The sequence below is a fragment of the Malonomonas rubra DSM 5091 genome (assembly GCF_900142125.1).
GTDB lineage: Bacteria > Desulfobacterota > Desulfuromonadia > Desulfuromonadales > Geopsychrobacteraceae > Malonomonas > Malonomonas rubra.
The window spans coordinates 284,293-305,308 of record NZ_FQZT01000004.1 but is presented as its reverse complement, the minus strand read 5'-3'; the positions used below and the strand labels follow the sequence as shown (position 1 = coordinate 305,308).

The window sequence follows — 21,016 nt, the reverse complement described above, 5'->3', positions numbered from 1 at the left end:
GACCATCATGTTGATCGGCATGGTTAAGGGTGTTCTCAGTGGCAAGACCCAGGTTCACTATTAATTCGACCCTGAACTTCTTTTGATTGAAAGGCGAGGACCATGCAAGGGCTGCTGATTGCAAATAAAAACCAGGCTGAACGAGATCAGCTGACGGCTGTTTTCGGCGAGGATGGTTACGAAATCACTGCCACAGAGACCGTTGCCGATGGGCTGGAGAAGATTCTCGATCGGCAGGTCCAGGTGATCGTGATCGCTGGTGAGTACGACGATCAGCACATCGCCAAGCTGGTCCCGCTGCTGAAAAAATGTAACCGTCATCTTTCGATCATCCTGATGACAGAAGAAATTTCACTGGAATTGCTGCGGCGGATCCGCAAAGAGGGGATCTTCTACCACGCGGTCGGCGAAGTGGGTGCCGACGAGATCCGCCAGGCAGTCAGCTGTGCGTTTAAAACATATGCGGCGAATGCAAAGGCGCCGAAAACATTACCTCTAAAGGAGAAACTCATGTACGCAAAATCGATTCTGACCACACTGTCCCTGATCCTGATGTCCGTTCCTGCGATGGCCGCCGACACCACCAAGACCTACACCAGCGGTATTCTGGTTCTGTTGTTCGTCGGTTTCTGTGCCCTGCTGGTCGTGATGCAGCTTCTTCCTGCCGTGATGAACCTGGTTGGTTTGACCAAGAAGGCGATGCAGGATTCGAAGAAGTCGGTTGAGGCATCGAGCCTGCAGAAGTAAGCGAAAACCTCTCGCTGAATTCGAATGCGAAAAGGGCAACCAGAACGGTTGCCCTTTTCGCGTTTAACTCTCGCAATCAACAAAAAATCGTATAATTAAGAAGTCCCCGAAACAAAACGGCCAGATAACTTGAAATGTTTCTTGTTAAGTTTGGCAACAAACCACATCGTTGCCAGTTTTAGGGCAAGTGCCATCCCGGCTAAAAGAGCAAACAACAACTGTGCTGAAAAAAATTGCGAGAGCATCATCTAACAATCAGCGGCAATCAACGCAAAACCCAAGAACAATCTGATCACTTTTTTCCTTTTGCAAAAAATTCGATCATTTCTCTTGCTGCCCGTTCGATATCATCCATCGACAAATCGAGATGTGTCACCAGCCGCACTGTTTGCCCTGTGCCGATATGAATCTGTTTTCCTGCCAAGTGCGCCTTCAGCTTCTCAGCCGTTTCGATCGGCATATCAAGAAACACCATGTTGGTCTGGTTCTCTTCCCTTCGCACCGCCAACCCCGGAACCTGTTTCAGCTTCTCAGCCAGCAGCTCGGCGTGTTCATGGTCTCTCTGTAAACCTTCGATATTTTTTTCCAACGCATAAATTCCAGCAGCAGCCAGCACCCCGGCCTGACGCATCCCGCCACCAAGCATCTTCCGCCAGCGGCGGGCATCAGCGAGCAGCTCTTTTTTACCGCATAGCACTGAGCCGACCGGCGCACCCAACCCCTTGGAAAGGCAAAGCGATGCGGTATCAAAAGGACGCACGACGTCTGCTATCGATTGCTTGTGAAAGACAGCGGCGTTGAAAGCCCGTGCTCCATCCAGATGCAGGCCGAGTTGATGGCGGTCTGCAAACTCACGCGCCGCAGACAGGTATTGCGGTGACAACGCTTTGCCCGCCTGGGTATTTTCCAGGCTGAGCAGCCGGGTGCGGGCGAAATGGGAATCGGCCGGCTTGATGAACTGCTCAACCAGTGTCAGGTCAAGGCTGCCATCGGCTGAAAACTCCAGCGGCTGCGGTTGAATGCCACCGACCACCGCCGCGCCTCCGGCCTCGTAGCGATAATTATGAGCCTGCTGCCCGGCGATATACTCATCACCCCGCTGACAGTGTGCCAGCAGCGCCAGCAGGTTACCCTGAGTACCGCTCGGTACGAACAGTGCGGCTTCCGTTCCGCTCATTTCAGCAGTTAAAGCTTCCAGCCGATTGACTGTTGGATCCTCACCATAAACATCGTCGCCGACCTCGGCAGCGGCCATTGCGCGCCGCATTTCCAGGCTGGGTTTAGTGACAGTATCACTGCGTAAATCGATGACCTTCATTGCATTTGACTCCACGAGATTTTTAGCGGGCGTGAGGAAAGCCGTTTTTATCAAAGCGCCAATCAGCGAAAGCGAACATGTAGGGATGCTCCCGGGAACGGAAATGCCACTGGTTGCGATGGTTGAAACCGACAGTCTTCGTCATGGTGGCAAAATCAAGCTGCCAGCCGAATTCGCTTTGGCGAAGAAAGTAAGGCGATGCCTGCCGCTCTTTGACCGGATACCGGATGACTGCCATGGCATCTTTAACGCGTACATCGGCCAGCGACCAGACCTTGTCCAGCTCTCGCAAAGCATTCTGCTGCTGGGCATCGGTCACCAGCCATTGGCGGAAAAATGCGCGTGTTTCTTCTGTGTAAATTTCCAGTTCGGGATCTTTGCTTCGGTCACGGAGCGATTGCCGGTAAGCGTCAAGGGTTGCCAGGGGATCTGCTTGCGGCAGGTAGCGGTCAGGCTGTGCAGCCTGCGGTTGCTCCACCTCTCCGCTGGTGGCAATCCGCGCACCGGCCCCGCCGCTCAGATGCTTGCCTGCCGCCGCGGATGTTTCTGCCGAGGCCCCCTGCAGGCGCGCAACCAGTAGTTCCGTCAATGCCTCAACACCATGCCCGACACGATCAGATTGAAAAAAAGGTAACATCTGGTCATATTCCAGGCTGGCGATAAAACCATCGGGAAAAACACCTTCCAGGTCATAGCCGACTTCGATCCGAGCCTGTTCACTGATAGGATCGACGACCAGCAGCAGTCCTCGGGCACCAGAGGTCTGTCCGCCGATCCGCTTTTGCTCAAACAGTTCGAGCGCCTCTTGGTCCAGATCGACCGCCGCCCGTTCGAGGATCACCAGGTGCAGCTCGACATCCTGTTCTTCCAGCAGTAACGTCTGAAATGTTTCCAGTCGCTGCCGTTGTGCGTCTGAAAGCAGAGCGGCATCGTCCTGCACGAGCGCCACCTGCTCGCAACAGCACAACAGCAAACTCACAATCAAAAGAAGCGTATATTTCATCGATGTTCTTTTCATTCAGCGAGGGCGCCGTTTATCAACAACGATATTGCTACCGGCACGCTGCTTGGCCAGCTTTTTTGTCTCGGTACAGACATCGGCAATTTCCATCGCCGACAGCACGTTACGTTTACTCAGATCGATGGCTCCCATGCTGAGGCTGACAAGCGGGTGCTTTCGCTTCTTTCCTTCGCGGTCAGTAGCAACAACAAAGCCTTTGGCTCTATCATCTTCGCTGTAAAACTCACCAATCCCCTGCTCGATCCGGCGGATAATTTCATCGCTCACGACTGCCAGTTTTTCCGCCGGTAAAATGACAACAAAATCATCACCACCGATATGTCCGAGAAAAGCCTCGGAGCAGCCATGACTTTGCAGCGTTACGCGAATGACATTGGCGGTAAAATTGATCACGTCGTCACCTTTAGCGAAGCCGTAGGTATCGTTATAGACTTTGAAATGATCGAGGTCCGCATAAATCACGGCAGCGCTCTGATTGTTGCCATCGACCAAGCGCTGAAGTTCACAGATAATACAGGTGTTGCCAGGCAGGCCGGTATTGGGGTTGGCATCGAGGGCCAGCTGATTGAGCCGCTGTAATTCGGCGATAGCATCACTCAACTTGAGCTGATTTCTGATCCGCGCCTTGACCGTCGGCGCGTTGAAGGGCTTGACGATATATTCGACAGCACCGGCCGCAAATCCCTGCTCTTCGGCCGCAACCTTATTGACCGAAGTGAGAAAGACAACCGGCAGCGCTTTCGTTTGCGGCTCGCTCTTCAGCTTGCGGCAAAGCTCAAAACCATCCATATCGGGCAGCTTAGTTTCCATGATCAGCATATCTATCTGCTGTTTTTTCAGCTGCTTTAAAATATCGGCCGCTGATTTGGCCGTCACCACGTGATAATCATCTTTCAGCGCTCCAATAGTGGTGGCGGCACTCAGAAGATCGGCATCGGCTAGCAGAATTCTTTTCTTTTCGCCTCTTGGCATCAGGATACCCACTTTTGCAAAACCGATTTCAACACGGCCAAGCTGCCGGGCAACATCAGATTCTAGAAAATCCGGCTTGAAGAAAACGGCGACTATTGATAGTTTTGTTTTAAAGTATTACTGAAAACTAAATATATTCAAGACGATGGCCGACAAGTGAGAAAAGAAAGGCAGGTCATCGTATGCAAGGCGTGAAAGATATGACTAAAAACATTCTGTTGTTAATCATATTGCTGGTGGTTGTAGCAGGGATTATTCTTGGCATCCACTATCTCGGTTCTCAGGTTGACAACAAGAAAAAGTATCAACATCCAATTACCCGCCCCGGTGCCAGCTGGTAATTCCAGCCGGCAGCCGGCAGCGCTTTATTCATGGTAACCGGACTCAGTTCAGGCGCCGTTCTGCCCCATCGTAGCCCACCCCGCCTGCACCACGGATAGGGTCGAGTCCGACTTTCGCCCAACCATCCGATCTTTCAAACTGGTCAATCTGCCGGGAATCGATCAAAGTTCCCAGTAACGACGGGCTGATCCGGTCTTTCACACCATTCTTGTAGACAACATTGATTTTCGTACTTCGCCTGAAAAATGCCATGTCCCTCTCCTTTCCATTTGGGCTTACCATATCAATCATACTGTTTTTTTCATTTTTCTCAACTGGTGATGGCTAAACTTCATTCCATTTATCAGCAAGTTAGCCACTAAAAACGCTCTATCAACACAATACAAGAGCCAAAGCGTGAGACTGAATCTATACTCTTCCGCTGCTACTGACCTTTACTCTTCTGCTCGCCTCGCAGGTGCAGGCAAAAAAGTTCAGATCAAAGGGAAGAGCCTTGATGTCTGTGAGAGTCGTGCTGGATGTACGTTGCCGGCGACAACCCCTTCGAGAAGGTCCGTTAAATTATGCCCGCGCGCTGTTGCTGCTGGCGCTCACTGGCTTGCTGATTGTTTGGAAAAAGTCCGGGATAAAAAAACGGGGTACCGTTTTTTATCAGTGAGCGGGGTTCTGCTGCAGCTCACCATTCTCTTTCTTTACTACTGATCGTCTGCAGCCAGGCCTGCGGCGATCGCCGCCATCAGCCGCTCGACGATCAACAGGTGGGTCTCTTTGCAGTCGTCTCGCTCGAGCAGATCGGAGAAGTCGAGCGGCGCACCAAAATTGATCCGGCCGCGCTGGCCAAAGCCGGGAAAACGCCACCTGTTTATCCCGGTTAGCGCCGTCGGAATCACGACCGGCCTATGGTCGTAAATCAGCTTGCCAACACCGCGGTTGCCTTTCCCCAGTTGACCGTCTTTGTTGCGCGTCCCCTCCGGGAAAAGCATCACCTTTTCGGTCTGCAGCAGCATCCCCAGATGTTTTCCAGCCCGCACGTCACGGCCCCGTTTAACCGGAAAAGCGCCCCAGGAACTATAAATCGCGCCGATAATTTTGTTCTCGAACAGCTCCTCTTTGGCCGGAGCCCAGACCATCTGGAAGGGATGGTGGGAAAAGACTGCGGTAGGAAGAAAAACGGTATCGTATCCGGAGATATGATTGGCCGCCAGCAGCACCCCGCCCTCCTCCGGGATATTTTCAGCTCCGACCACGCGCAAGCGGTTGAGGCAGCGGGCATAAAACATAATAAAGAGCGATACGAACATCACCCACCAGCGGCGGATTAAAGCTACTTGCACGGCAGTCTCTCCTTGTTGAAAGATAACCCGCTGCATACTATAGCAGAGCAACCGCCGTGGCAACATCGGATACGGGGAAAAGCTTGCGGCAGCTTCCGGGCTGACGCATTATAGCAGTTCGAAAACAAACACCAAGCCAGACAAAGGAAAATTATCATGGGATGGATATCAGGGATTATCGGCGGCGGGCTCGGGGCAATGATTGCCGGTCCGATCGGCGCTGTCATCGGTGCAGCAATCGGTGCCAACATGGGTGGCGGCCAACAACTGCAACCCGGACCGGGTGGGGCCAATCAATCCTACCAGCGGCAGGCGATCTTTTTTACAGCCGCCTTTTCCATGTTCGGCAAGCTGGCAAAAGCGGACGGACGCGTTTGCCCGAATGAAATTGCCGCCATCGAGAAGATCTCGAAAGAAGCCCTCGGCCTCGACACCCAGACCCGTGACTACGCCATCAAGGTTTTCAGCCAGGCGAAGGACAGCGCCGAACCTTTTTCCGCTTATGCCAGTCAGTTCGGCAGTTACTTCGCGCATGACCAGCAGCTGTGCGGCTTAATGATGAGTATTCTGTTCCAGGTGGCAATGGCTGATGGCGAGCTGCATCCGCAGGAGGAAGCGATGCTGCTCGAGGCAAAAACCGCTTTCCGCCTGTCTGAGAGCCTTTATCAGTCCCTGCGCAGCCGCTTTGTCGGCCATCACAGCAACTCCACCAGCATGGCAAAACACTATGAAACCCTTGGCGTTGCCAGCGATGCCAGCACATCGGAGATCAAAAAGGCTTATCGGCAAAAAGCTGCCGAGTATCATCCGGATAAAATCGAAAGCAAGGGGCTGCCACCGGAATTCATCAAGTTCGCCAACGACAAGCTGGCCGAAATCAATGCGTCATATGATGCCATTATGAGTGCACGAAAAGGCTGATCCGCAGCGGAACTCCCCTGAGAAAAGGACGAAAAATGCCAAAATTAACGGAAAAAGCTGCCTGGCAGGCACTCTGCGAACATCAGCAGGAGATGGAAACAACCGAAATGCGCGGACTGTTTGCCGCTGATCCACATCGCGCCAAACACTTTTCTCTGCAGTTTGACGACATTCTGTTCGATTACTCCAAGCACCGGATCACGGAAAAAACCATACAGTTACTGGTCGAACTGGCAGAACAATGCGATTTGAAAGAAAAGATCGAGCAGATGTTCAGCGGTGGTAAAATTAACTCCACCGAACAGCGGGCAGTGCTGCACATTGCATTGCGCAACCGCAGTAATCGACCGATCATTGTCGATGGCAGCGATGTAATGCCGCAGGTCAACGCGGTGCTGAAGAAAATGCACAGCTTCACCGAGCAGGTACGCAACGGCCACTGGCTTGGGCACAGCGGCAAACCGATCCGCGACATCGTCAACATCGGCATCGGCGGATCCGACCTCGGCCCGTTGATGGTCACCGAGGCCATGAAACCCTACGGGCATCCGAACCTGCGGGCACATTTCGTCTCCAACGTCGACGGCACCCACATCAGTGAAACACTGAAAATGGTTGATCCGGAAACCACTCTGTTCCTGATCGCCTCGAAAACCTTCACCACCCAGGAAACCCTGGCCAATGCACACACGGCACGCAACTGGCTGCTCCAGCATTTCGCAGAGGAAACCGCTATTGCCAAGCATTTTGTCGCCATTTCGACCAACACCGAGAAAGTCACCGCATTCGGTATCGATGCCGAAAACATGTTCGAATTCTGGGATTGGGTCGGTGGACGCTACTCGCTCTGGTCGGCCATCGGTCTGTCGATCGCGCTTTACCTGGGGATGGATAATTTTGAGAAATTATTGGCGGGTGCGCACAAAATTGACGAGCATTTCCGCAGTGCCCCTTTCGAACAGAACCTGCCTGTGCTGATGGGCCTGCTCGGCATCTGGTACAACAATTTCTGGGGTGCTGAGAGCCATGTCATTCTCCCCTATGACCAGTACCTGCACCGCTTCCCCGCCTACTTTCAACAGGGCGACATGGAAAGCAACGGCAAAAGAGTCACCATCGCAGGCGAAACCGTCGACTACTCAACGGGACCGATCATCTGGGGCGAACCGGGCACCAACGGTCAGCACGCCTTTTACCAGTTGATCCATCAGGGCACCAAACTGATCCCGGCCGATTTTCTCGCACCGGTTATCAGCCAAAACCCATGTGGTGACCACCACCAACTGCTGCTGTCAAACTTCTTCGCTCAACCCGAAGCGCTGATGAGCGGAAAAACCGAGGCCGAAGCCCGTGCCGAAATGGAAGGAGAAGGACTGCCCACCAAGCGGATCGAGCAACTGCTACCACACAAAGTTTTCCCCGGTAACCGGCCGAGCAGCAGCTTCCTGTTCCGTCAACTGACCCCGGAAACCCTCGGTGCACTGATCGCCTGTTACGAGCATAAAATTTTTACCCAAGGGGCAATCTGGGACCTGAACTCTTTTGATCAGTGGGGGGTTGAGCTGGGCAAACAGCTGGCAAAAAAGATCCTGCCGGAACTGGATAGCCAGACGGAGGTTGCCAGTCACGATTCTTCAACCAACCAGCTGATCAATTACTATTGCCAGCAGAAAAACAAGCTTTAAAAATATGAATTTTAAGATATAAAAAGAGAGGGTAAAAATTTCCGTTAAAAAATTAACTTTGCCGTTTTTTTCTCTATTCTAGAAATCTTATGTTATTTCGGGTTGATAGAAATTCTAATTTGCAAAGCAAAACAGTTATCCACAGCTTTTGTGGATAACTGTTTAACAACGGGCAAAGACGAAACGGAAAAGAGCGAAAACTGGGACTTTCTTCCTTTTTGCCATTAAAATATACACCCGTGGAAAAGACAGCTTTTTCGGCTGGTTAGAGATCTGGCCATTTTTATCACAGCACTCGCTTCATTAACGCATAGAAGCATAAAGAAATGTTAACAGGTACAGTCGTTGCTATGTTGAAAGCTGACAAAATGTTAGAAAAAATGAATGAAAATAGCGGTTTTTTACCGGAAACCCGACAATGAGCATTGAAAGCAAGCTCAATGCCCGCCTGCTGACGCCGGTTCTGCTCAACACCGTTCTGGCCTTATCTGCACTCTACGCGCCTCAGCCGCTATTACCGACCCTCAGTCAAACCTTTACGATCAGCCGTGAAGCCGCCGCCGGTTTAACCACGGTAACCTTCATTCCACTCGCCATCGCCCCCCTGCTGTACGGCTACCTGCTCGAATCGATCTCAGCAACCCAGCTACTGAAAATTGCCGTACCTCTTTTGGCACTGAGCGAACTGCTGTTCGCATGGGCCGGCAACTACCCACTGTTGATGATCATCCGGCTGTTTCAGGGGCTGTTGATTCCCGCCATCCTAACCGGCCTGATGACTTATATCTCGCAGCAATCGAGCAGCAGCACCATCCAGCGCAGTATGTCGATCTACATCGCAGCGACTATTTTCGGCGGTTTTATCGGTCGAGCTGCGTCCGGGCTGATCGCCACCTGGTTCGGCTGGCGCTACAGTTTCATCATCCTTGCCATCAGTCTGGCGATCGGCTTTCTGCTGCTATTTTTTCTACCGGACAGTGGTAACCTCAAGCTGAACCGACCAGCGCCAAAAATCATCCTGCAGACCTTGCAACGCCCGGCATTTCTACCGCTTTACCTGGCAATTTTCTGCCTGTTCTTCGTTTTCGCCGCGATGATGAATTTCATCCCATTCCGCCTGACCGAATTGAGCAGTGAAGCCAATGAGCTGCGAATCGGCCTGATGTACTCAGGTTACATGATGGGTATCTGCACCTCTCTCGGCGCACCGGCTATCTGCCGCAAACTGGGCGGTCAAGCACGGGGAATACAGCTGGGGCTGCTTGCCTACGGCGTTACCCTGTTCGGTTTGGCGTTCAACCAGATCTGGATGCTGTTCGCCACCATGTTCCTGTTCTGCGGCGCGATGTTTCTTGTACACTCCACGGCATCCGGACTTATCAACCAGCTGGCTGGCGAGGAACACCGGGGGTTAACCAACGGCATTTACGTCGCATTCTACTACGCCGGGGGCGCCATCGGTTCCTTTGCTCCTGGCTTGCTTTACAGGCAAAGCGGTTGGTACGGCTTTCTCGTTGCGTTGCTGATTGTCTGCCTGCTCGGCTATCTCTGCAGCCGCAGGATTATTCTGCAAGGGGAATAGTCGGAAAAAGCTGACTGCCACCATTGACTGTGCTATGGTCCGCTCTCTTTTTTCGTGACTAAAAGGAGTAAATAATGCTGCCCGGCTTTCATTACCAGATGCAGGTTGAAAAGATTGAACCGCAAGGTGCATGGCTGATTTCCGATCAACAGCGACTGCTGCTGCCAAAACGAGAATGCCCGGGAGAACTTGCCCCTGGCAGCGAGCTTGAAGTATTCGTCTATCTCGATCGTAATAACCAGCTGACAGCGACAACGAAAAAACCGCTGGCAGAGGTTGGTCAGTTCGCTCTGCTGCAGGTCACCAGCATCGGTCCGCACGGTGCGTTTCTCAATTGGGGGCTGGAAAAGGACCTGCTCGCGCCATTCAACGAGCAACCGCAGAAGATGCTCGAAGGGCGTCGCTACCTGGTCCATATCTGCCACGACAAAGAGGGTCGGCCGATCGCCTCGGGGAGGCTTGAAAAGTTCCTCCAGAGTGAAAATATCGATCTGCGCGAAGGGGAAGAGGTTGAGCTGACGATCTGGGCCTTTACTGATCTGGGGGCCAAGGTGATTATCAACAACAGCTACGAAGGGTTGCTCTATAAAGATGAGTTGCCGCCCGGCCTGAAACGGGGCGACCAGGGGGTCGGCTTCGTTGCCCGCATCCGCGAAGATCAGAAAATCGATATCACTCTGCGCCGCCCGGGAGCGGCCGGCATCGCCGATGCCAGGGAGGTCATCCTGGAAGCGCTGGCGGAGAACGAGGGCTTCCTGCCTCTGCATGACGGCAGTTCACCGGAACAGATTCGCACTGAGCTGGGTTTGAGTAAAAAACAGTTCAAAAAAGCGGTCGGCGGGCTGTACAAAGAGCAGCGGGTGACTCTGAGTCACAAGGGCATCAGACTGCGCTGAGCATCAACCGAATTCGTTCAGTGCGCGACTGATCTCCTTGGGGAGTTGCGGTCGCCCTTTGGCGTTAACACCAGTACCGGTGATCCAGCCCTTGAGAACCAGCTGGTTGTCCGGCTGAAGAAAGATGTCCTGCCGGAATCGATAGCGTAGCGGTGAAATTTTCTCCATGATCAGCCCGGCCCAGAATCGGTCTCCGCTGCGCAGCGAGCGTTTGTATTCCAGTTCCGCCTTGATAACCACCAGATTAAGTCCCTGCTCCGCCAGCTCGGCAAAGTCGAGGCCGAGGGTTTTGATAAACTCGTGCCGGGCGTGCTCCAGATACTGCTGATAAACTGCGTTGTTCACCACCCCCTGCAGATCACACTCATAATCCCGCACCTGAAATTCGAGTCGGTACTGATACTTCTTCATCATCACACTCCATCCGCATCAATTCAGTCTGCATCTAGCCACAGTCTCGTGGCAAAGGCAACCGATGCAGGCACTTGTCACAATAATCCTTTATATGCAGAGTAAAATAAATTACTTTACTTCCATTCTTTCCTTCATTTTAATATGGGAATAATAAAATATATTTTGTCAGTTTATAACTCGACATCAGGCCTGCAAGGTCAAAAACTAAACAACAAAAATCTGCGTTCCCCAGCAATTTGTGCGTTTTATTCTTGACAGACAAAGTAGAGATTAATATATTGCAAATCAAGCAACCTTACGGAGGAAATAAAGTATGAAACTTTCAACGAAAAGCCGCTACGGCGTTCGTGCCATGTTCGATATGGCCTACCATGCGGGCACCCTGCCAGCCCAGATCAAAGACATCTCCCGGCGGCAGAATATCTCTCCCCGCTACCTTGAGCAGATCTTTCAGGACCTGAAAAAAGCCGGGCTGCTGAAGAGCCGCCGCGGTCCCCAAGGTGGCTACAGCCTGGCCAAGCCGGCCGATGAAATAACCGTGCGTGAAATCGTCCTGGCAGCAGAAGGCGAATTGCAGCTTGTCGATTGTGTCAAAAACCGGCGTAAAAAAGGTGAAAAAGAACCCGCCTGCGATTTCGACAACCAGTGCCTGACTCAGCATCTTTGGGCCAAAGCCAGCCAGATCCTTGGTGATTATTTCGACTCGATCACGCTTAAAGACCTCTGCGATCAGGGTAAGGAGATGGGGCTGGAAAAAGAGCTGGATCACCGTTTCATGTATTTCATCTAAACCCCGGAGCCTGGCGCTGCACGCGGCAGGCTCTTTTGTTGGGTAACTGCTATGCAAATGGTAGTTGGGAGGCCACAAATGTCTAAGACAACCAGTTCCAGTTTACTCGACCAGATCGGTAACAGCCCGCTGGTCAAACTCTCCGCATTTTCACAACCGGGCAAAGCCACTGTCTGGGGCAAGCTGGAAAGCAGCAACCCCGGTGGTAGCATTAAAGACCGCATCGCGCTGGCAATGGTTGAAGATGCTGAAAGCAAAGGACTGCTCAGCCCCGGCATGACTATCGTCGAACCGACGAGCGGAAACACCGGCATCGGTTTGGCAATGATCGCGGCAATCAAAGGTTACAAACTGATCCTGACCATGCCGGAAACCATGAGCCAGGAACGCTGCCGCCTGTTCACTTCTTATGGTGCGGAGCTGGTTTTGACCCCCGGTTCTCAAGGGATGCGTGGCGCCATCAAGAAAGCCACCGAGATCGCTCAAACCAAGGCGGCTTTCATGCCGCAGCAGTTCTGCAACCCGGCCAACCCAGCCATCCACGAAAAGACAACTGGCCCGGAAATCATTGCTGCCCTTGAAGGCAAAGTCGACATGTTCGTTGCCGGGGTAGGCACGGGCGGCACGATTACCGGCGTCGGTCACTGCCTGCGTCAACACAATGCCGCAGTCAAAATCGTTGCTGTCGAGCCGAGTAACTCGGCGACACTGTCAGGCGGTGACGCTGGCCCACATGCGATTCAGGGGATTGGTGCTGGTTTTGTTCCGGATATTCTCGATCAGGACGTCTACGATCAAGTTGTCACCGTCAGCGACGCCGATGCCATCCGCATGACCCGCAACCTGGCGGTAAAGGAAGGACTGCTCTGCGGCATTTCTGCCGGCGCCAATGTTTTCGTCGCGTCTGAACTGGCTGCAAAAATGGATGAAGGGCAGAATGTCGTCACCATTATCTGCGATACCGGTGAGCGCTACCTCTCGACCGGCATTTACGACTGACCCTATGCCTCTGACCGACAAGCTTGAACGACTGCAGCAGATTTTCCTTCGACATAAAACTGCTGCAGTCGCTTTTTCCGGCGGCGTCGACTCCACTTTCCTGCTTCATGCTGCCATCGAGCAACTCGGCTGCGACAACGTTATCGCCCTGACCGCCGTTTCTCCACTCTTCCCTGCCGCCGAACTGAAAGCCAGCCAAGCTCTTGCGGCCAGCCTGGGTGCTCGGCAACAATTGATTGAGATTGATTTGCTGCAACAGCCAGAAGTTGTCGCCAACCAGCCAGAGCGCTGCTACCACTGCAAAAAAAACCTGTTTCAGAAGCTGCTTGCCGCAGCAAAGGAGAACAACTGCCTCGCGCTGTTCGATGGATCCAATCTGGACGACCTGGAGGATTACCGCCCGGGCCGCAAAGCTTTGGCAGAGCTGCAGATTTCTTCACCGTTATTGGAAGCTGGTCTCAGCAAACAGGAGATCCGCCAGCTCAGCAAAGAACGTTCACTACCAACCTGGGATAAAGGGTCTTTCGCCTGCCTGGCATCGCGTGTTCCTTACGGGATTGAACTGTCCAGCGAACGACTGCAGCGGATTGAACGCTGTGAAAACTGGCTGCAGCAACAGGGATTCAGCAACTACCGTGTCCGTTGCCACAGTGAATTGGCGCGGATCGAACTGCCTGCTGCGGAAATAAATCGCTTACTCGAAGAACAACTGCGCAGCCGAATGCTTGACGAATTCAAAGCAGCAGGTTTTACTTACGTAACCCTCGACCTGCAAGGATTCAGAAGTGGTAGCCTGAACGAAACCTTGACCGGTTGAATCCGTATCAAAACGGCCTCAAGAAAAGGCCTATACAGGAGTCGATGCCATGCCGAAAAGTAGCGCTCTGTTCGCCGTCTGTTTTGTCGCCGGTCTGCTTGGCGCGCTGGTCAGCAGCACTGCTCTCTGGGCTGCTGGTGAGTACGGCGTCAGCAGCCTGCTCGGAGTTCAGCTGGCACCGAACTTCAAACAATCTTGGCTTTTCCCGCAGATGATGATCGGCGGGCTCTGGGGCCTCGGCTATTTTTTTACCGTTGGTATTCCCCGTCATCGGCGCCACTGGATCCGTAAAGCACTCTGGTTCAGTCTGCTCCCTTCGGCTTTCACCCTCTTCTACCTCTACCCTTACGTCCAGCACAAAGGGTTAGCGGGCTTTGAACTCGGCATGCTGACCCCACTTTTAATTTTTCTCAGCAACCTGGTCTGGGGCTTCTTCACTGGATTTTTCACCCGTCTGTTCTGGGGGCGTTAGGCCAAGCAATGATCCGTCTGTGTCTGATTCTGATCAGCTGCCTGCTGCTGGCTCTGCCCGTCTTTGCCGATGAGGCGAGTGGTGTCGTCAGCTGGATCTACGATGGCGACTCTCTCAAGGTTGATAAAATCGGCAAAGTCCGGTTGCTTGGCATCGATACCCCGGAAAGCAAAGCGTCCGGCCGCGATCACTACTATACCTCCCGTTACAACCTGGCCCCCGGGATGCTGCGACAAATTGCCTATCAGGCAAAAAAATTCAATATTGACCAGGTCAAAGGGAAGCGGGTGACCTTGGTTTTTGAGCAGCAAAAACAGGATAAGTATCAACGCAAGCTGGCCTATCTTTATCTTCCGGATGGGCGCATGCTTAATCTGCTTTTACTGCAAAAAGGTCTGGCGAGCACCTTCCGCAAATATCGCTTCGGAGAGAAGGAAAAGTTTCTTGCCGCAGAACAATCTGCCAGGGAGAAAAAGCTTGGCCTCTGGCAAAACGAATAAATCACCCCGCAGAGAGCGCGACAGGTCGCCCCTGCATGCAGGAGAATGAAAAGATGGAAAGCCTGACCGATATTCAATCGATGCTTGACCAAACCTTTGCCGGAATAAGCCTGCTGCAATTTGCAACGGTTTTTCTCGTTCTCTTTTTCTCCCTGCTGCTGAAAAGGGTTATCGCCCACCTGTTCACGAAAGTCATCTTCAAAGCGGCTCAGAAAACCTCCGGCACGCTGGACGACATGCTGGTAATGAGCATGAACAAACCGGTTGAATTTCTTATTCTTATTCTTGGCATTTATATTTCGGTCGAAGTATTACAACTGCCGACAGAGCCGACCGATATCGACAAGATCGCCCGCAATTTTGTCAGCGTTCTACTCACTTTTAACATCAGCTGGTTCTGCTTCAATGCAGTTGGATTACTGGAACGCTGGCTCGCTCACTGGGCAGGGCGAACTGAATCGACTCTCGACGATCAGCTGGTGCCTTTCATACGCAAAAGCCTGCGTATTTTCATCGTTATCATGGCTCTGTTGATGCTGGTGCAGAACCTCGGCTACTCTATCTCCGGTCTGCTCGCCTCTCTCGGCCTTGGTGGTCTGGCAGTTGCTCTTGCCGCCAAAGACAGCCTGTCAAACATTTTCGGTTCATTGATGATCCTGTTCGATCGCCCATTTCTGATTGGTGACTGGATCAAAGCAGGTGACATGGAAGGGACCGTTGATGAAATCGGCTTCCGCTCAACGCGCATTCGAACCTTTGCCAAAACCCAGATCACTGTTCCCAACAGTGTGCTGATGAATATGTCGATCGACAACTACAGCCGCATGCCGAAACGCCGCATCAAATTGACAGTCGGCCTGACCTATGCGACGAAACCTGCGCAAATGCGCAGCGCTGTCGACAGCATCAAGCAGATGCTGCGCGAGCATCCAGCCATCGATCAAGAATTTTTTCTTGTTAATTTTACCGACTTCGGCTCGTCATCTCTCGACATCATGGTTTACTGCTTTACCACCAGCACTATCTGGACCGAATACCTTGCGGCCAGAGAGGACATCTGCCTGAAAATAATGGACTTGCTCGAACAGCAAGGCCTTGAGATTGCCTTTCCAAGTCAAACTCTTTATCTCCAGCAAGACGCTGCTGAAGCCTCCAAATACCCGAGCAAAAAAGACTAGATTCATTAATTCATATGTCATAACTATTTAATATCAATAGGTTTTTGGCAAAGCGTTTGCAGAAATCCCAATAAACCAAATTTTATGCTTTTTTCCTAGCCATTTGGCAGGATATTTCATTAAAATAGCAGCCAAATCACCATGTCCGATTTGGTAGCACTTTTGGAGGGATTCCCCAGCATGTCCGATTGCAAGACCTTTGACCTCTATCTGGCCGGAGGGGTCAAAGCTGATGAACCCGGCTCAAGCATCGAATATCTCTCAGCAAGTTACGGCGAAGATATTTTTCAAAGGTTGTTAAATAACCTGCTCAACAAAGAGTTCAGTGTCCAGGAAGCGACCGCCATCTGGCGGGCGGCGATGAAGCAGTTCAGCAAAGAAAACGTGCGCCTGAACTGGCGTTCGGTTATTCTCGATTACCTGCTCGGCCGCACTGACTTGCTTGACAACCCGCTCATAATTGAAGCAAGTGAGCTGCGTAACCTGCAGCAACAGGCGATTACTGATGGACTGACCAACCTTTACAACCAGGCCTATTTCAAGGCCAAGTTGACAAAGACAGTCGAGGAACATCGCAAAAGCAGCTCCGCCTTTTCACTACTTCTGCTCGACCTCGACCACTTTAAACAGTTCAATGATCGTTGCGGGCACCTGCGTGGCGACCAAACACTGGCACAAGTGGCACAGACACTCTGTGCGACCCTTCCGGAAAATAGCGTAGTGTCGCGATATGGCGGAGAAGAGTTTGCCGTTATCCTGCCACAAACTGACCTGCTGCAGGCGATTCAACTTGCAGAGCAGGTGCGCGCAGCGGTTGAAAAAAACTCTTTTGCGGGAGAGGAGAGGTTAGACAAAGGCACCCTGACAATCAGCGGCGGGATCGTAAGCTATCCGGCCGCGGGGATGACCGGCAATGAATTGATCGCTCAGGCGGACAGTAAACTCTACCAGGCAAAGCTGAATCGCAATAAGATTGTTCCCGGCAAGAATGAAACCCGCCACATTACTCGTCACAGCATCAACAACATTGTTGAAATCTTCGACAACAAAAGTGGAAACTTCAAAAATGCCCTCAGCGCGGACATCAGCCACACAGGAATTTTACTGAAAAGCTCGACCCCGGCAGTTATCGGCAGTAACCTGAAGTTGCGCTTTCCATACCCTTTCTGGCCAAGCGACCACTACACGAATGGCCAGGTACGCCATGTCCGGCGCAGCGGCAAGCGGGGAGGATTTCTCCTCGGCATCGAGTTCGCCCAACCTCAACCCGACTTCGTCGGCGAAATTCTACCGCTCGACCGGCCCCAGCAAAGCACCAACGCTTGACTAAAAGAAACGCCCCTGCACGAACAGGTGCAGGGGCGTTGATAGCTTATATGTCCAGAAACCGCCTACAAAAACTTGAACTTTTTCATCCGGTAACGGAAGGCATCGATCCCCAGGTTCAGCTTCTTCGCCGCTTTTGATTGGTTGCCTTCTGCCATCTCCAGCGCCTGGCGGATCAATTCCCGCTCAACATCTTCGATATCGATCCCTTCCGGCGGCAGGTTGAAGTTCATTTTTCCGGACTCCGGCGATTCAGTCTGCGACACCAGTTCACGCGGCAGATGTTCAAGCCGCATGATTCTTTCATTCTCCAAAATGATCGCCCGCTCGATCACGTTGCGCAACTCGCGCACATTACCCGGCCACTCGTACTCGAGCAGAAAACGCTCGGCATCCTCGGAGATGTCCTGCACCGACTTGCCGAACTCCTTGTTGAACAGGTCGATAAAATGATGCGCCAGCAGCAGGATATCTTTCCTCCGCTCACGCAGCGGCGAAAGAAAAATCGGGATGACCTGCAGCCGATAGTAAAGGTCGTTACGGAAACTTTTTTCTTTGATCGCAGCCAACAGATCCTTATTCGTGGCCGAGATGATGCGTACATCGACATGAATATCCTTGGTCCCACCGACACGACGGAACGCGCGATCCTCCAGAACCCGTAGCAGCTTGGCTTGAATTCCCTGCGGCATATCGCCGATCTCGTCGAGGAACACGGTGCCGCCATTAGCCATTTCAAATAAGCCCTTCTTCTGGCTTTTGGCGTCAGTAAATGCACCCTTTTCATGCCCCATCAACTCGCTTTCAAGCAGGGTCTCAGGCACCGCAGCACAGTTGATCGCCATAAATGGCTTGTCGGCGCGCGAGCTTTCATAGTGAATCGCTTTCGCCACCAGTTCTTTGCCGGTCCCACTCTCGCCCTGGATCAACACGGTCCCGGCATCGCTCAGGGCGATTTTCTGGATCATGCTGATAACATGCTTCTGCTCATCGCTCTCGCCGATGATCTTGTTGATGCTGAATTTCGTCGGCTGCGTGGAACGTAGCTGGGCAACTTCTCGTTTCAGCTCCTGAGTCTCCAGAGCTTTCTTGATAACGATCGCCAGCTCATCCAGGTTGAACGGCTTGTTGATGTAATCGTAAGCCCCCAGGCGCATCGCCTTAACCGCCGTTTCCAGCACACCAAGAGCGGTGACCATGATAACGATGATATCCTCTTCAGTTTCCTTGACCTTCTCCAGCACTTCCATACCGTTCATGCCGGGCAGCTGCACGTCGAGCAGCATCAAGTCGGGAGACTCTTCCTGCACCAGACGCATCGCCTCCTCACCGGAACCTGCGGTCACAACATCGTAACCTTGCTTCTTCAGGTTCTGGTCAAGGGACCAACGAATCAAATGTTCATCATCGACAACCAGTATCTTGTTTTTTCGCACGGGATCTGCTCCTCGCATTGTTCATTTTCGGCTAAGCAGCCGCTATCAATCCTGCTTCAGCTCAACCGCTTCCTGATTTTCCGCCACCGGCAGCAGCAGGGTAAAGCAAGCCCCCTTCCCCTGCTCACTGGTCACGCTTAACTTGCCACCGTTACGGACCATCAGCTGACGACAGATCGGCAGCCCAAGCCCGGTCCCTTCAGTTTTGCTGGTAAAGAACGGGGTAAAAATCTTGTTCAGCTGATCCTGCGGGATACCCGGACCGGTGTCGCTGATATCGACTTTGACCCAGTCGCGCCCCTCAAGTTCGACGTGTTCCGTCTGCACCGTCATCACCCCACCGCCGCTCATCGCCTGCAGGCCATTGATCATCAGGTTGAGCAACACCTGCTGCAGCTGCTTCTGGTCAGCCCAGACCAGCGGAAGATCGCGGGTGAGCTCTTCAATCCAGTTGATATTCTTCGCTTCCGGGTGCTGCGATATAAACAACTGGGTCTGCTTGAGCAGATTGTTCATATCGACATAGTTGAACTCCGGCTCGCCCGGCTTGCCAAAATAGAGCAGGTCGGTCACGGTTCTGTTCAATCGGCTGATCTGCTTCTGAATCTGCGACATCACTTCGCGCCGCGGATCGTCCTTTTCATAATCGTCAGCCAGGACATCGATAGCGCCACCGATACCGGCCAGCGGATTCTTGATCTCGTGGGCCAGACCGGCGGCCATCTCGCCAATAGACGCCAGCCGATCGGCACGCTCCATCTGCTGATAATGATATTGTTGCAACTCGGTCTGGGCATTTTCCAAATTGCGGACCATCGAATTGAAGCCGGACATCAGCTGGCCAACCTCGTCGTTCGCGCGTTCCGGCATGCGTACCGAGAGATCTCCCGCCTCGACCTTCGCCATTCCTTTACTGATCTGCCGCAAGGGGCGCCGCAGCAGGCGAGTCATAATCAGGGCAATACCGGCGGTCAAAGCAATCAGATTGACCAGCGTCGAAACGATAAAGGTTTCACTGGTGGTGCGTAACTGGTCATACATATTCAGCAATGAGAAATCGAGATTCAGAACACCGATAACTCCGCCTTTCTCGCCATGGCACTCGACGCAACGACCATCCGACATAATCGGCAGCAGCTTGGTAATTGCCCGCTCTCCATCTTCCGTTTCGAAATAACCTTCAAGATTACCGCTTTGGAAGAGATCAAAGTTGCGTTGATTGATGGCTGTACCTAACTCTTCCGGGCGAGCAGAACGCAGAATCGTTCCTTGCGGACCGAAGATCTGCACCGCCAGCAACTCGCGGCTGCTCCCGACTTTTTCCAGAATTGCCTGAACATTGGCCTGGTTACCGGTACACATGGAGTGAAAAATGGACCGCTCAATGGTATTCAGAAGCAACTCGGCATTCTGCCGGTTGACATCGATCAGGTGCCCTTGCTCACGTTGCAGGTGATACATGGCAAAGGTCCCGACACCGATAATCAACAGCAGCACGTTCAGCAGGATGATTCGGCTGATCAGACTATTGAACAAGGAATTTCTCCACAGGTAAAAACTTCAGACATTTGACTTGAGAGTTGCTTTAGCATTTATCGGCCCCGGTCAGGTAGGCGTAGATCAGGTCATCCAGGGTCGGCTCACGACGCACTTTCTGCTTACTTTGACGCAGCTTGTCAACCAGAGGTTCATCAAGAAATTTTTCCGGGTCAGAGGGTTCTGCCTGGGGTTCCACAGCCGAAAGATCCTCTTCCGGTGGTGCAATAATCCCTGCAGCAGGGGGCTCTTCGACCGGGGCAACGATCTCCGCTTCCTCGATCGCCTCGGGTTGCGGCGGCGTAGTTTCAACTTCGGGTGCCTGCTCCGACTTGGCCGGCGGCGCACCTTCGATCGGAATTTTCAGCGCGATAATCCGATCATCAAATTCACCCTGAGTCAAGCGACGCAGCATCCCTTTATGCTGCTCTTTCGCCAGGTCCTCGACGACCTGACTCAGGTTTTCGACTTTTAAGATGTCGGCATAAACGGTCTTTTTCGAGGCTATAATGGTCCCGGCATGATAGAGCAGAGTCACCAGCTGCGGGCTTTTGACTCCACTGTCCTCTGTCTGGACATGAAAGCCGACCCCCTTGTAGCTGATGTTGTGATTGAAACCAACGATCATGCAAAACCTCAAAATTTTCTAAAAGAATATAAAGTTATACCGCGAAATGGCGGAACAAATCAATTATCTTCTTGAAAGAAAAGGTTTTTTCGAAACCAGAAT

At 52.5% G+C, this 21,016-nt stretch carries 22 protein-coding genes; 13 read left to right on the top strand and 9 right to left on the bottom strand.

Annotated elements, in window-relative coordinates; translation table 11 throughout:
- The first annotated feature begins 102 nt into the window (after positions 1 to 102).
- A complete protein-coding gene (locus BUB13_RS19255) occupies positions 103 to 747 on the top strand; it encodes a DNA-binding transcriptional response regulator (RefSeq protein WP_072907694.1) in 645 nt (214 codons plus the stop codon).
- Positions 748 to 1,039: 292 nt separating this feature from the next.
- On the opposite strand, the gene ltaE is transcribed toward BUB13_RS19255, so the two are convergent.
- From ltaE to BUB13_RS08110, 3 genes are read right to left on the bottom strand one after another with little or no spacing between them, the layout of a single operon-like run.
- Complete coding sequence (gene ltaE / locus BUB13_RS08120; RefSeq protein WP_072907692.1) at positions 1,040 to 2,065, bottom strand: low-specificity L-threonine aldolase; 1,026 nt, start codon at positions 2,063 to 2,065, stop codon at positions 1,040 to 1,042.
- Positions 2,066 to 2,087: 22 nt separating this feature from the next.
- A complete protein-coding gene (locus BUB13_RS08115) occupies positions 2,088 to 3,068 on the bottom strand; it encodes a TPM domain-containing protein (RefSeq protein WP_072907690.1) in 981 nt (326 codons plus the stop codon).
- 15 nt (positions 3,069 to 3,083) lie between these two features.
- Complete coding sequence (locus tag BUB13_RS08110; protein WP_072907688.1) at positions 3,084 to 4,058, bottom strand: GGDEF domain-containing response regulator; 975 nt, start codon at positions 4,056 to 4,058, stop codon at positions 3,084 to 3,086.
- A 200-nt stretch (positions 4,059 to 4,258) separates the two neighbouring features.
- On the opposite strand from BUB13_RS08110, the gene BUB13_RS18920 reads away from it, so the two are divergent.
- Positions 4,259 to 4,399: a hypothetical protein gene (locus BUB13_RS18920; RefSeq protein WP_153305034.1), complete on the top strand. Its 141-nt coding sequence runs from the start codon at positions 4,259 to 4,261 to the stop codon at positions 4,397 to 4,399.
- Between the two features lie 43 nt (positions 4,400 to 4,442).
- Here the strand turns inward: BUB13_RS18920 and BUB13_RS08105 are convergent, their stop codons facing one another.
- Both BUB13_RS08105 and BUB13_RS08100 read right to left on the bottom strand, forming a co-directional pair.
- The gene (locus tag BUB13_RS08105) at positions 4,443 to 4,652 is read right to left on the bottom strand and encodes a GSU3473 family protein (RefSeq protein WP_072907687.1); all 210 of its coding nucleotides are present in this window, start codon (positions 4,650 to 4,652) and stop codon (positions 4,443 to 4,445) included.
- Positions 4,653 to 5,095: 443 nt separating this feature from the next.
- A complete protein-coding gene (locus BUB13_RS08100; RefSeq protein WP_072907685.1) occupies positions 5,096 to 5,734 on the bottom strand; it encodes a lysophospholipid acyltransferase family protein in 639 nt (212 codons plus the stop codon).
- A gap of 156 nt (positions 5,735 to 5,890) precedes the next feature.
- Between BUB13_RS08100 and djlA the strand changes: the two genes are divergently transcribed.
- The 4 genes from djlA to BUB13_RS08080 all read left to right on the top strand — a co-directional run bounded on the left by djlA (position 5,891) and on the right by BUB13_RS08080 (position 10,818).
- Complete coding sequence (djlA, locus tag BUB13_RS08095) at positions 5,891 to 6,655, top strand: co-chaperone DjlA (RefSeq protein ID WP_072907683.1); 765 nt, start codon at positions 5,891 to 5,893, stop codon at positions 6,653 to 6,655.
- Between the two features lie 35 nt (positions 6,656 to 6,690).
- A complete protein-coding gene (gene pgi / locus BUB13_RS08090; RefSeq protein ID WP_072907681.1) occupies positions 6,691 to 8,340 on the top strand; it encodes a glucose-6-phosphate isomerase in 1,650 nt (549 codons plus the stop codon).
- Positions 8,341 to 8,758: 418 nt separating this feature from the next.
- Positions 8,759 to 9,922, top strand: coding sequence for an MFS transporter (locus BUB13_RS08085; protein ID WP_072907674.1), 1,164 nt, complete (start codon positions 8,759 to 8,761; stop codon positions 9,920 to 9,922).
- Positions 9,923 to 9,996: 74 nt separating this feature from the next.
- Complete coding sequence (locus BUB13_RS08080; RefSeq protein WP_072907672.1) at positions 9,997 to 10,818, top strand: CvfB family protein; 822 nt, start codon at positions 9,997 to 9,999, stop codon at positions 10,816 to 10,818.
- 3 nt (positions 10,819 to 10,821) lie between these two features.
- Here BUB13_RS08080 and BUB13_RS08075 read toward each other — a convergent pair whose 3' ends face one another.
- Positions 10,822 to 11,229, bottom strand: a complete 408-nt coding sequence (locus BUB13_RS08075; protein ID WP_072907670.1) for an acyl-CoA thioesterase — start codon at positions 11,227 to 11,229, stop codon at positions 10,822 to 10,824.
- 316 nt (positions 11,230 to 11,545) lie between these two features.
- Between BUB13_RS08075 and BUB13_RS08070 the strand changes: the two genes are divergently transcribed.
- The 7 genes from BUB13_RS08070 (at position 11,546) to BUB13_RS08040 (ending at position 17,314) form a co-directional block, all read left to right on the top strand.
- Positions 11,546 to 12,022, top strand: coding sequence for an RrF2 family transcriptional regulator (locus BUB13_RS08070; RefSeq protein WP_072907668.1), 477 nt, complete (start codon positions 11,546 to 11,548; stop codon positions 12,020 to 12,022).
- A gap of 78 nt (positions 12,023 to 12,100) precedes the next feature.
- Positions 12,101 to 13,021 carry a cysteine synthase A gene (gene cysK / locus BUB13_RS08065; protein ID WP_072907665.1) on the top strand — a complete coding sequence of 307 codons (921 nt, stop codon included), beginning with the start codon at positions 12,101 to 12,103 and terminating at the stop codon, positions 13,019 to 13,021.
- Positions 13,022 to 13,025: 4 nt separating this feature from the next.
- Positions 13,026 to 13,838: an ATP-dependent sacrificial sulfur transferase LarE gene (gene larE / locus BUB13_RS08060; RefSeq protein WP_072907663.1), complete on the top strand. Its 813-nt coding sequence runs from the start codon at positions 13,026 to 13,028 to the stop codon at positions 13,836 to 13,838.
- A gap of 49 nt (positions 13,839 to 13,887) precedes the next feature.
- Entirely contained in the window at positions 13,888 to 14,310 is a 423-nt protein-coding gene (locus tag BUB13_RS08055) for a hypothetical protein (protein WP_072907661.1), read from the top strand.
- 8 nt (positions 14,311 to 14,318) lie between these two features.
- Positions 14,319 to 14,810 carry a thermonuclease family protein gene (locus BUB13_RS08050; RefSeq protein WP_072907659.1) on the top strand — a complete coding sequence of 164 codons (492 nt, stop codon included), beginning with the start codon at positions 14,319 to 14,321 and terminating at the stop codon, positions 14,808 to 14,810.
- 53 nt (positions 14,811 to 14,863) lie between these two features.
- A complete protein-coding gene (locus tag BUB13_RS08045; RefSeq protein ID WP_072907657.1) occupies positions 14,864 to 15,988 on the top strand; it encodes a mechanosensitive ion channel family protein in 1,125 nt (374 codons plus the stop codon).
- A 180-nt stretch (positions 15,989 to 16,168) separates the two neighbouring features.
- The gene (locus BUB13_RS08040) at positions 16,169 to 17,314 is read left to right on the top strand and encodes a diguanylate cyclase (protein WP_072907655.1); all 1,146 of its coding nucleotides are present in this window, start codon (positions 16,169 to 16,171) and stop codon (positions 17,312 to 17,314) included.
- A gap of 65 nt (positions 17,315 to 17,379) precedes the next feature.
- Here BUB13_RS08040 and BUB13_RS08035 read toward each other — a convergent pair whose 3' ends face one another.
- The 3 genes from BUB13_RS08035 to BUB13_RS08025 are packed head-to-tail and all read right to left on the bottom strand — an operon-like array spanning position 17,380 to position 20,914.
- Positions 17,380 to 18,750 carry a sigma-54-dependent transcriptional regulator gene (locus BUB13_RS08035; protein ID WP_072907653.1) on the bottom strand — a complete coding sequence of 457 codons (1,371 nt, stop codon included), beginning with the start codon at positions 18,748 to 18,750 and terminating at the stop codon, positions 17,380 to 17,382.
- Between the two features lie 45 nt (positions 18,751 to 18,795).
- On the bottom strand, positions 18,796 to 20,286 hold the full coding sequence (locus BUB13_RS08030; RefSeq protein ID WP_072907651.1) for a sensor histidine kinase: 1,491 nt from the start codon (positions 20,284 to 20,286) through the stop codon (positions 18,796 to 18,798).
- 49 nt (positions 20,287 to 20,335) lie between these two features.
- Positions 20,336 to 20,914, bottom strand: a complete 579-nt coding sequence (locus tag BUB13_RS08025) for a hypothetical protein (protein ID WP_072907649.1) — start codon at positions 20,912 to 20,914, stop codon at positions 20,336 to 20,338.
- Positions 20,915 to 21,016: the final 102 nt, after the last annotated feature.

Bases quoted from the DNA above. Each gene is read 5' to 3' on its own strand.
- BUB13_RS19255 (WP_072907694.1), top strand. From the start codon at position 103: ATGCAAGGGCTGCTGATTGCAAATAAAAACCAGGCTGAACGAGATCAG.
- ltaE (WP_072907692.1), bottom strand. From the start codon at position 2,065: ATGAAGGTCATCGATTTACGCAGTGATACTGTCACTAAACCCAGCCTG.
- BUB13_RS08115 (WP_072907690.1), bottom strand. From the start codon at position 3,068: ATGAAATATACGCTTCTTTTGATTGTGAGTTTGCTGTTGTGCTGTTGC.
- BUB13_RS08110 (WP_072907688.1), bottom strand. From the start codon at position 4,058: ATGCCAAGAGGCGAAAAGAAAAGAATTCTGCTAGCCGATGCCGATCTT.
- BUB13_RS18920 (WP_153305034.1), top strand. From the start codon at position 4,259: ATGACTAAAAACATTCTGTTGTTAATCATATTGCTGGTGGTTGTAGCA.
- BUB13_RS08105 (WP_072907687.1), bottom strand. From the start codon at position 4,652: ATGGCATTTTTCAGGCGAAGTACGAAAATCAATGTTGTCTACAAGAAT.
- djlA (WP_072907683.1), top strand. From the start codon at position 5,891: ATGGGATGGATATCAGGGATTATCGGCGGCGGGCTCGGGGCAATGATT.
- pgi (WP_072907681.1), top strand. From the start codon at position 6,691: ATGCCAAAATTAACGGAAAAAGCTGCCTGGCAGGCACTCTGCGAACAT.
- BUB13_RS08085 (WP_072907674.1), top strand. From the start codon at position 8,759: ATGAGCATTGAAAGCAAGCTCAATGCCCGCCTGCTGACGCCGGTTCTG.
- BUB13_RS08080 (WP_072907672.1), top strand. From the start codon at position 9,997: ATGCTGCCCGGCTTTCATTACCAGATGCAGGTTGAAAAGATTGAACCG.
- BUB13_RS08075 (WP_072907670.1), bottom strand. From the start codon at position 11,229: ATGAAGAAGTATCAGTACCGACTCGAATTTCAGGTGCGGGATTATGAG.
- BUB13_RS08070 (WP_072907668.1), top strand. From the start codon at position 11,546: ATGAAACTTTCAACGAAAAGCCGCTACGGCGTTCGTGCCATGTTCGAT.
- cysK (WP_072907665.1), top strand. From the start codon at position 12,101: ATGTCTAAGACAACCAGTTCCAGTTTACTCGACCAGATCGGTAACAGC.
- larE (WP_072907663.1), top strand. From the start codon at position 13,026: ATGCCTCTGACCGACAAGCTTGAACGACTGCAGCAGATTTTCCTTCGA.
- BUB13_RS08055 (WP_072907661.1), top strand. From the start codon at position 13,888: ATGCCGAAAAGTAGCGCTCTGTTCGCCGTCTGTTTTGTCGCCGGTCTG.
- BUB13_RS08050 (WP_072907659.1), top strand. From the start codon at position 14,319: ATGATCCGTCTGTGTCTGATTCTGATCAGCTGCCTGCTGCTGGCTCTG.
- BUB13_RS08045 (WP_072907657.1), top strand. From the start codon at position 14,864: ATGGAAAGCCTGACCGATATTCAATCGATGCTTGACCAAACCTTTGCC.
- BUB13_RS08040 (WP_072907655.1), top strand. From the start codon at position 16,169: ATGTCCGATTGCAAGACCTTTGACCTCTATCTGGCCGGAGGGGTCAAA.
- BUB13_RS08025 (WP_072907649.1), bottom strand. From the start codon at position 20,914: ATGATCGTTGGTTTCAATCACAACATCAGCTACAAGGGGGTCGGCTTT.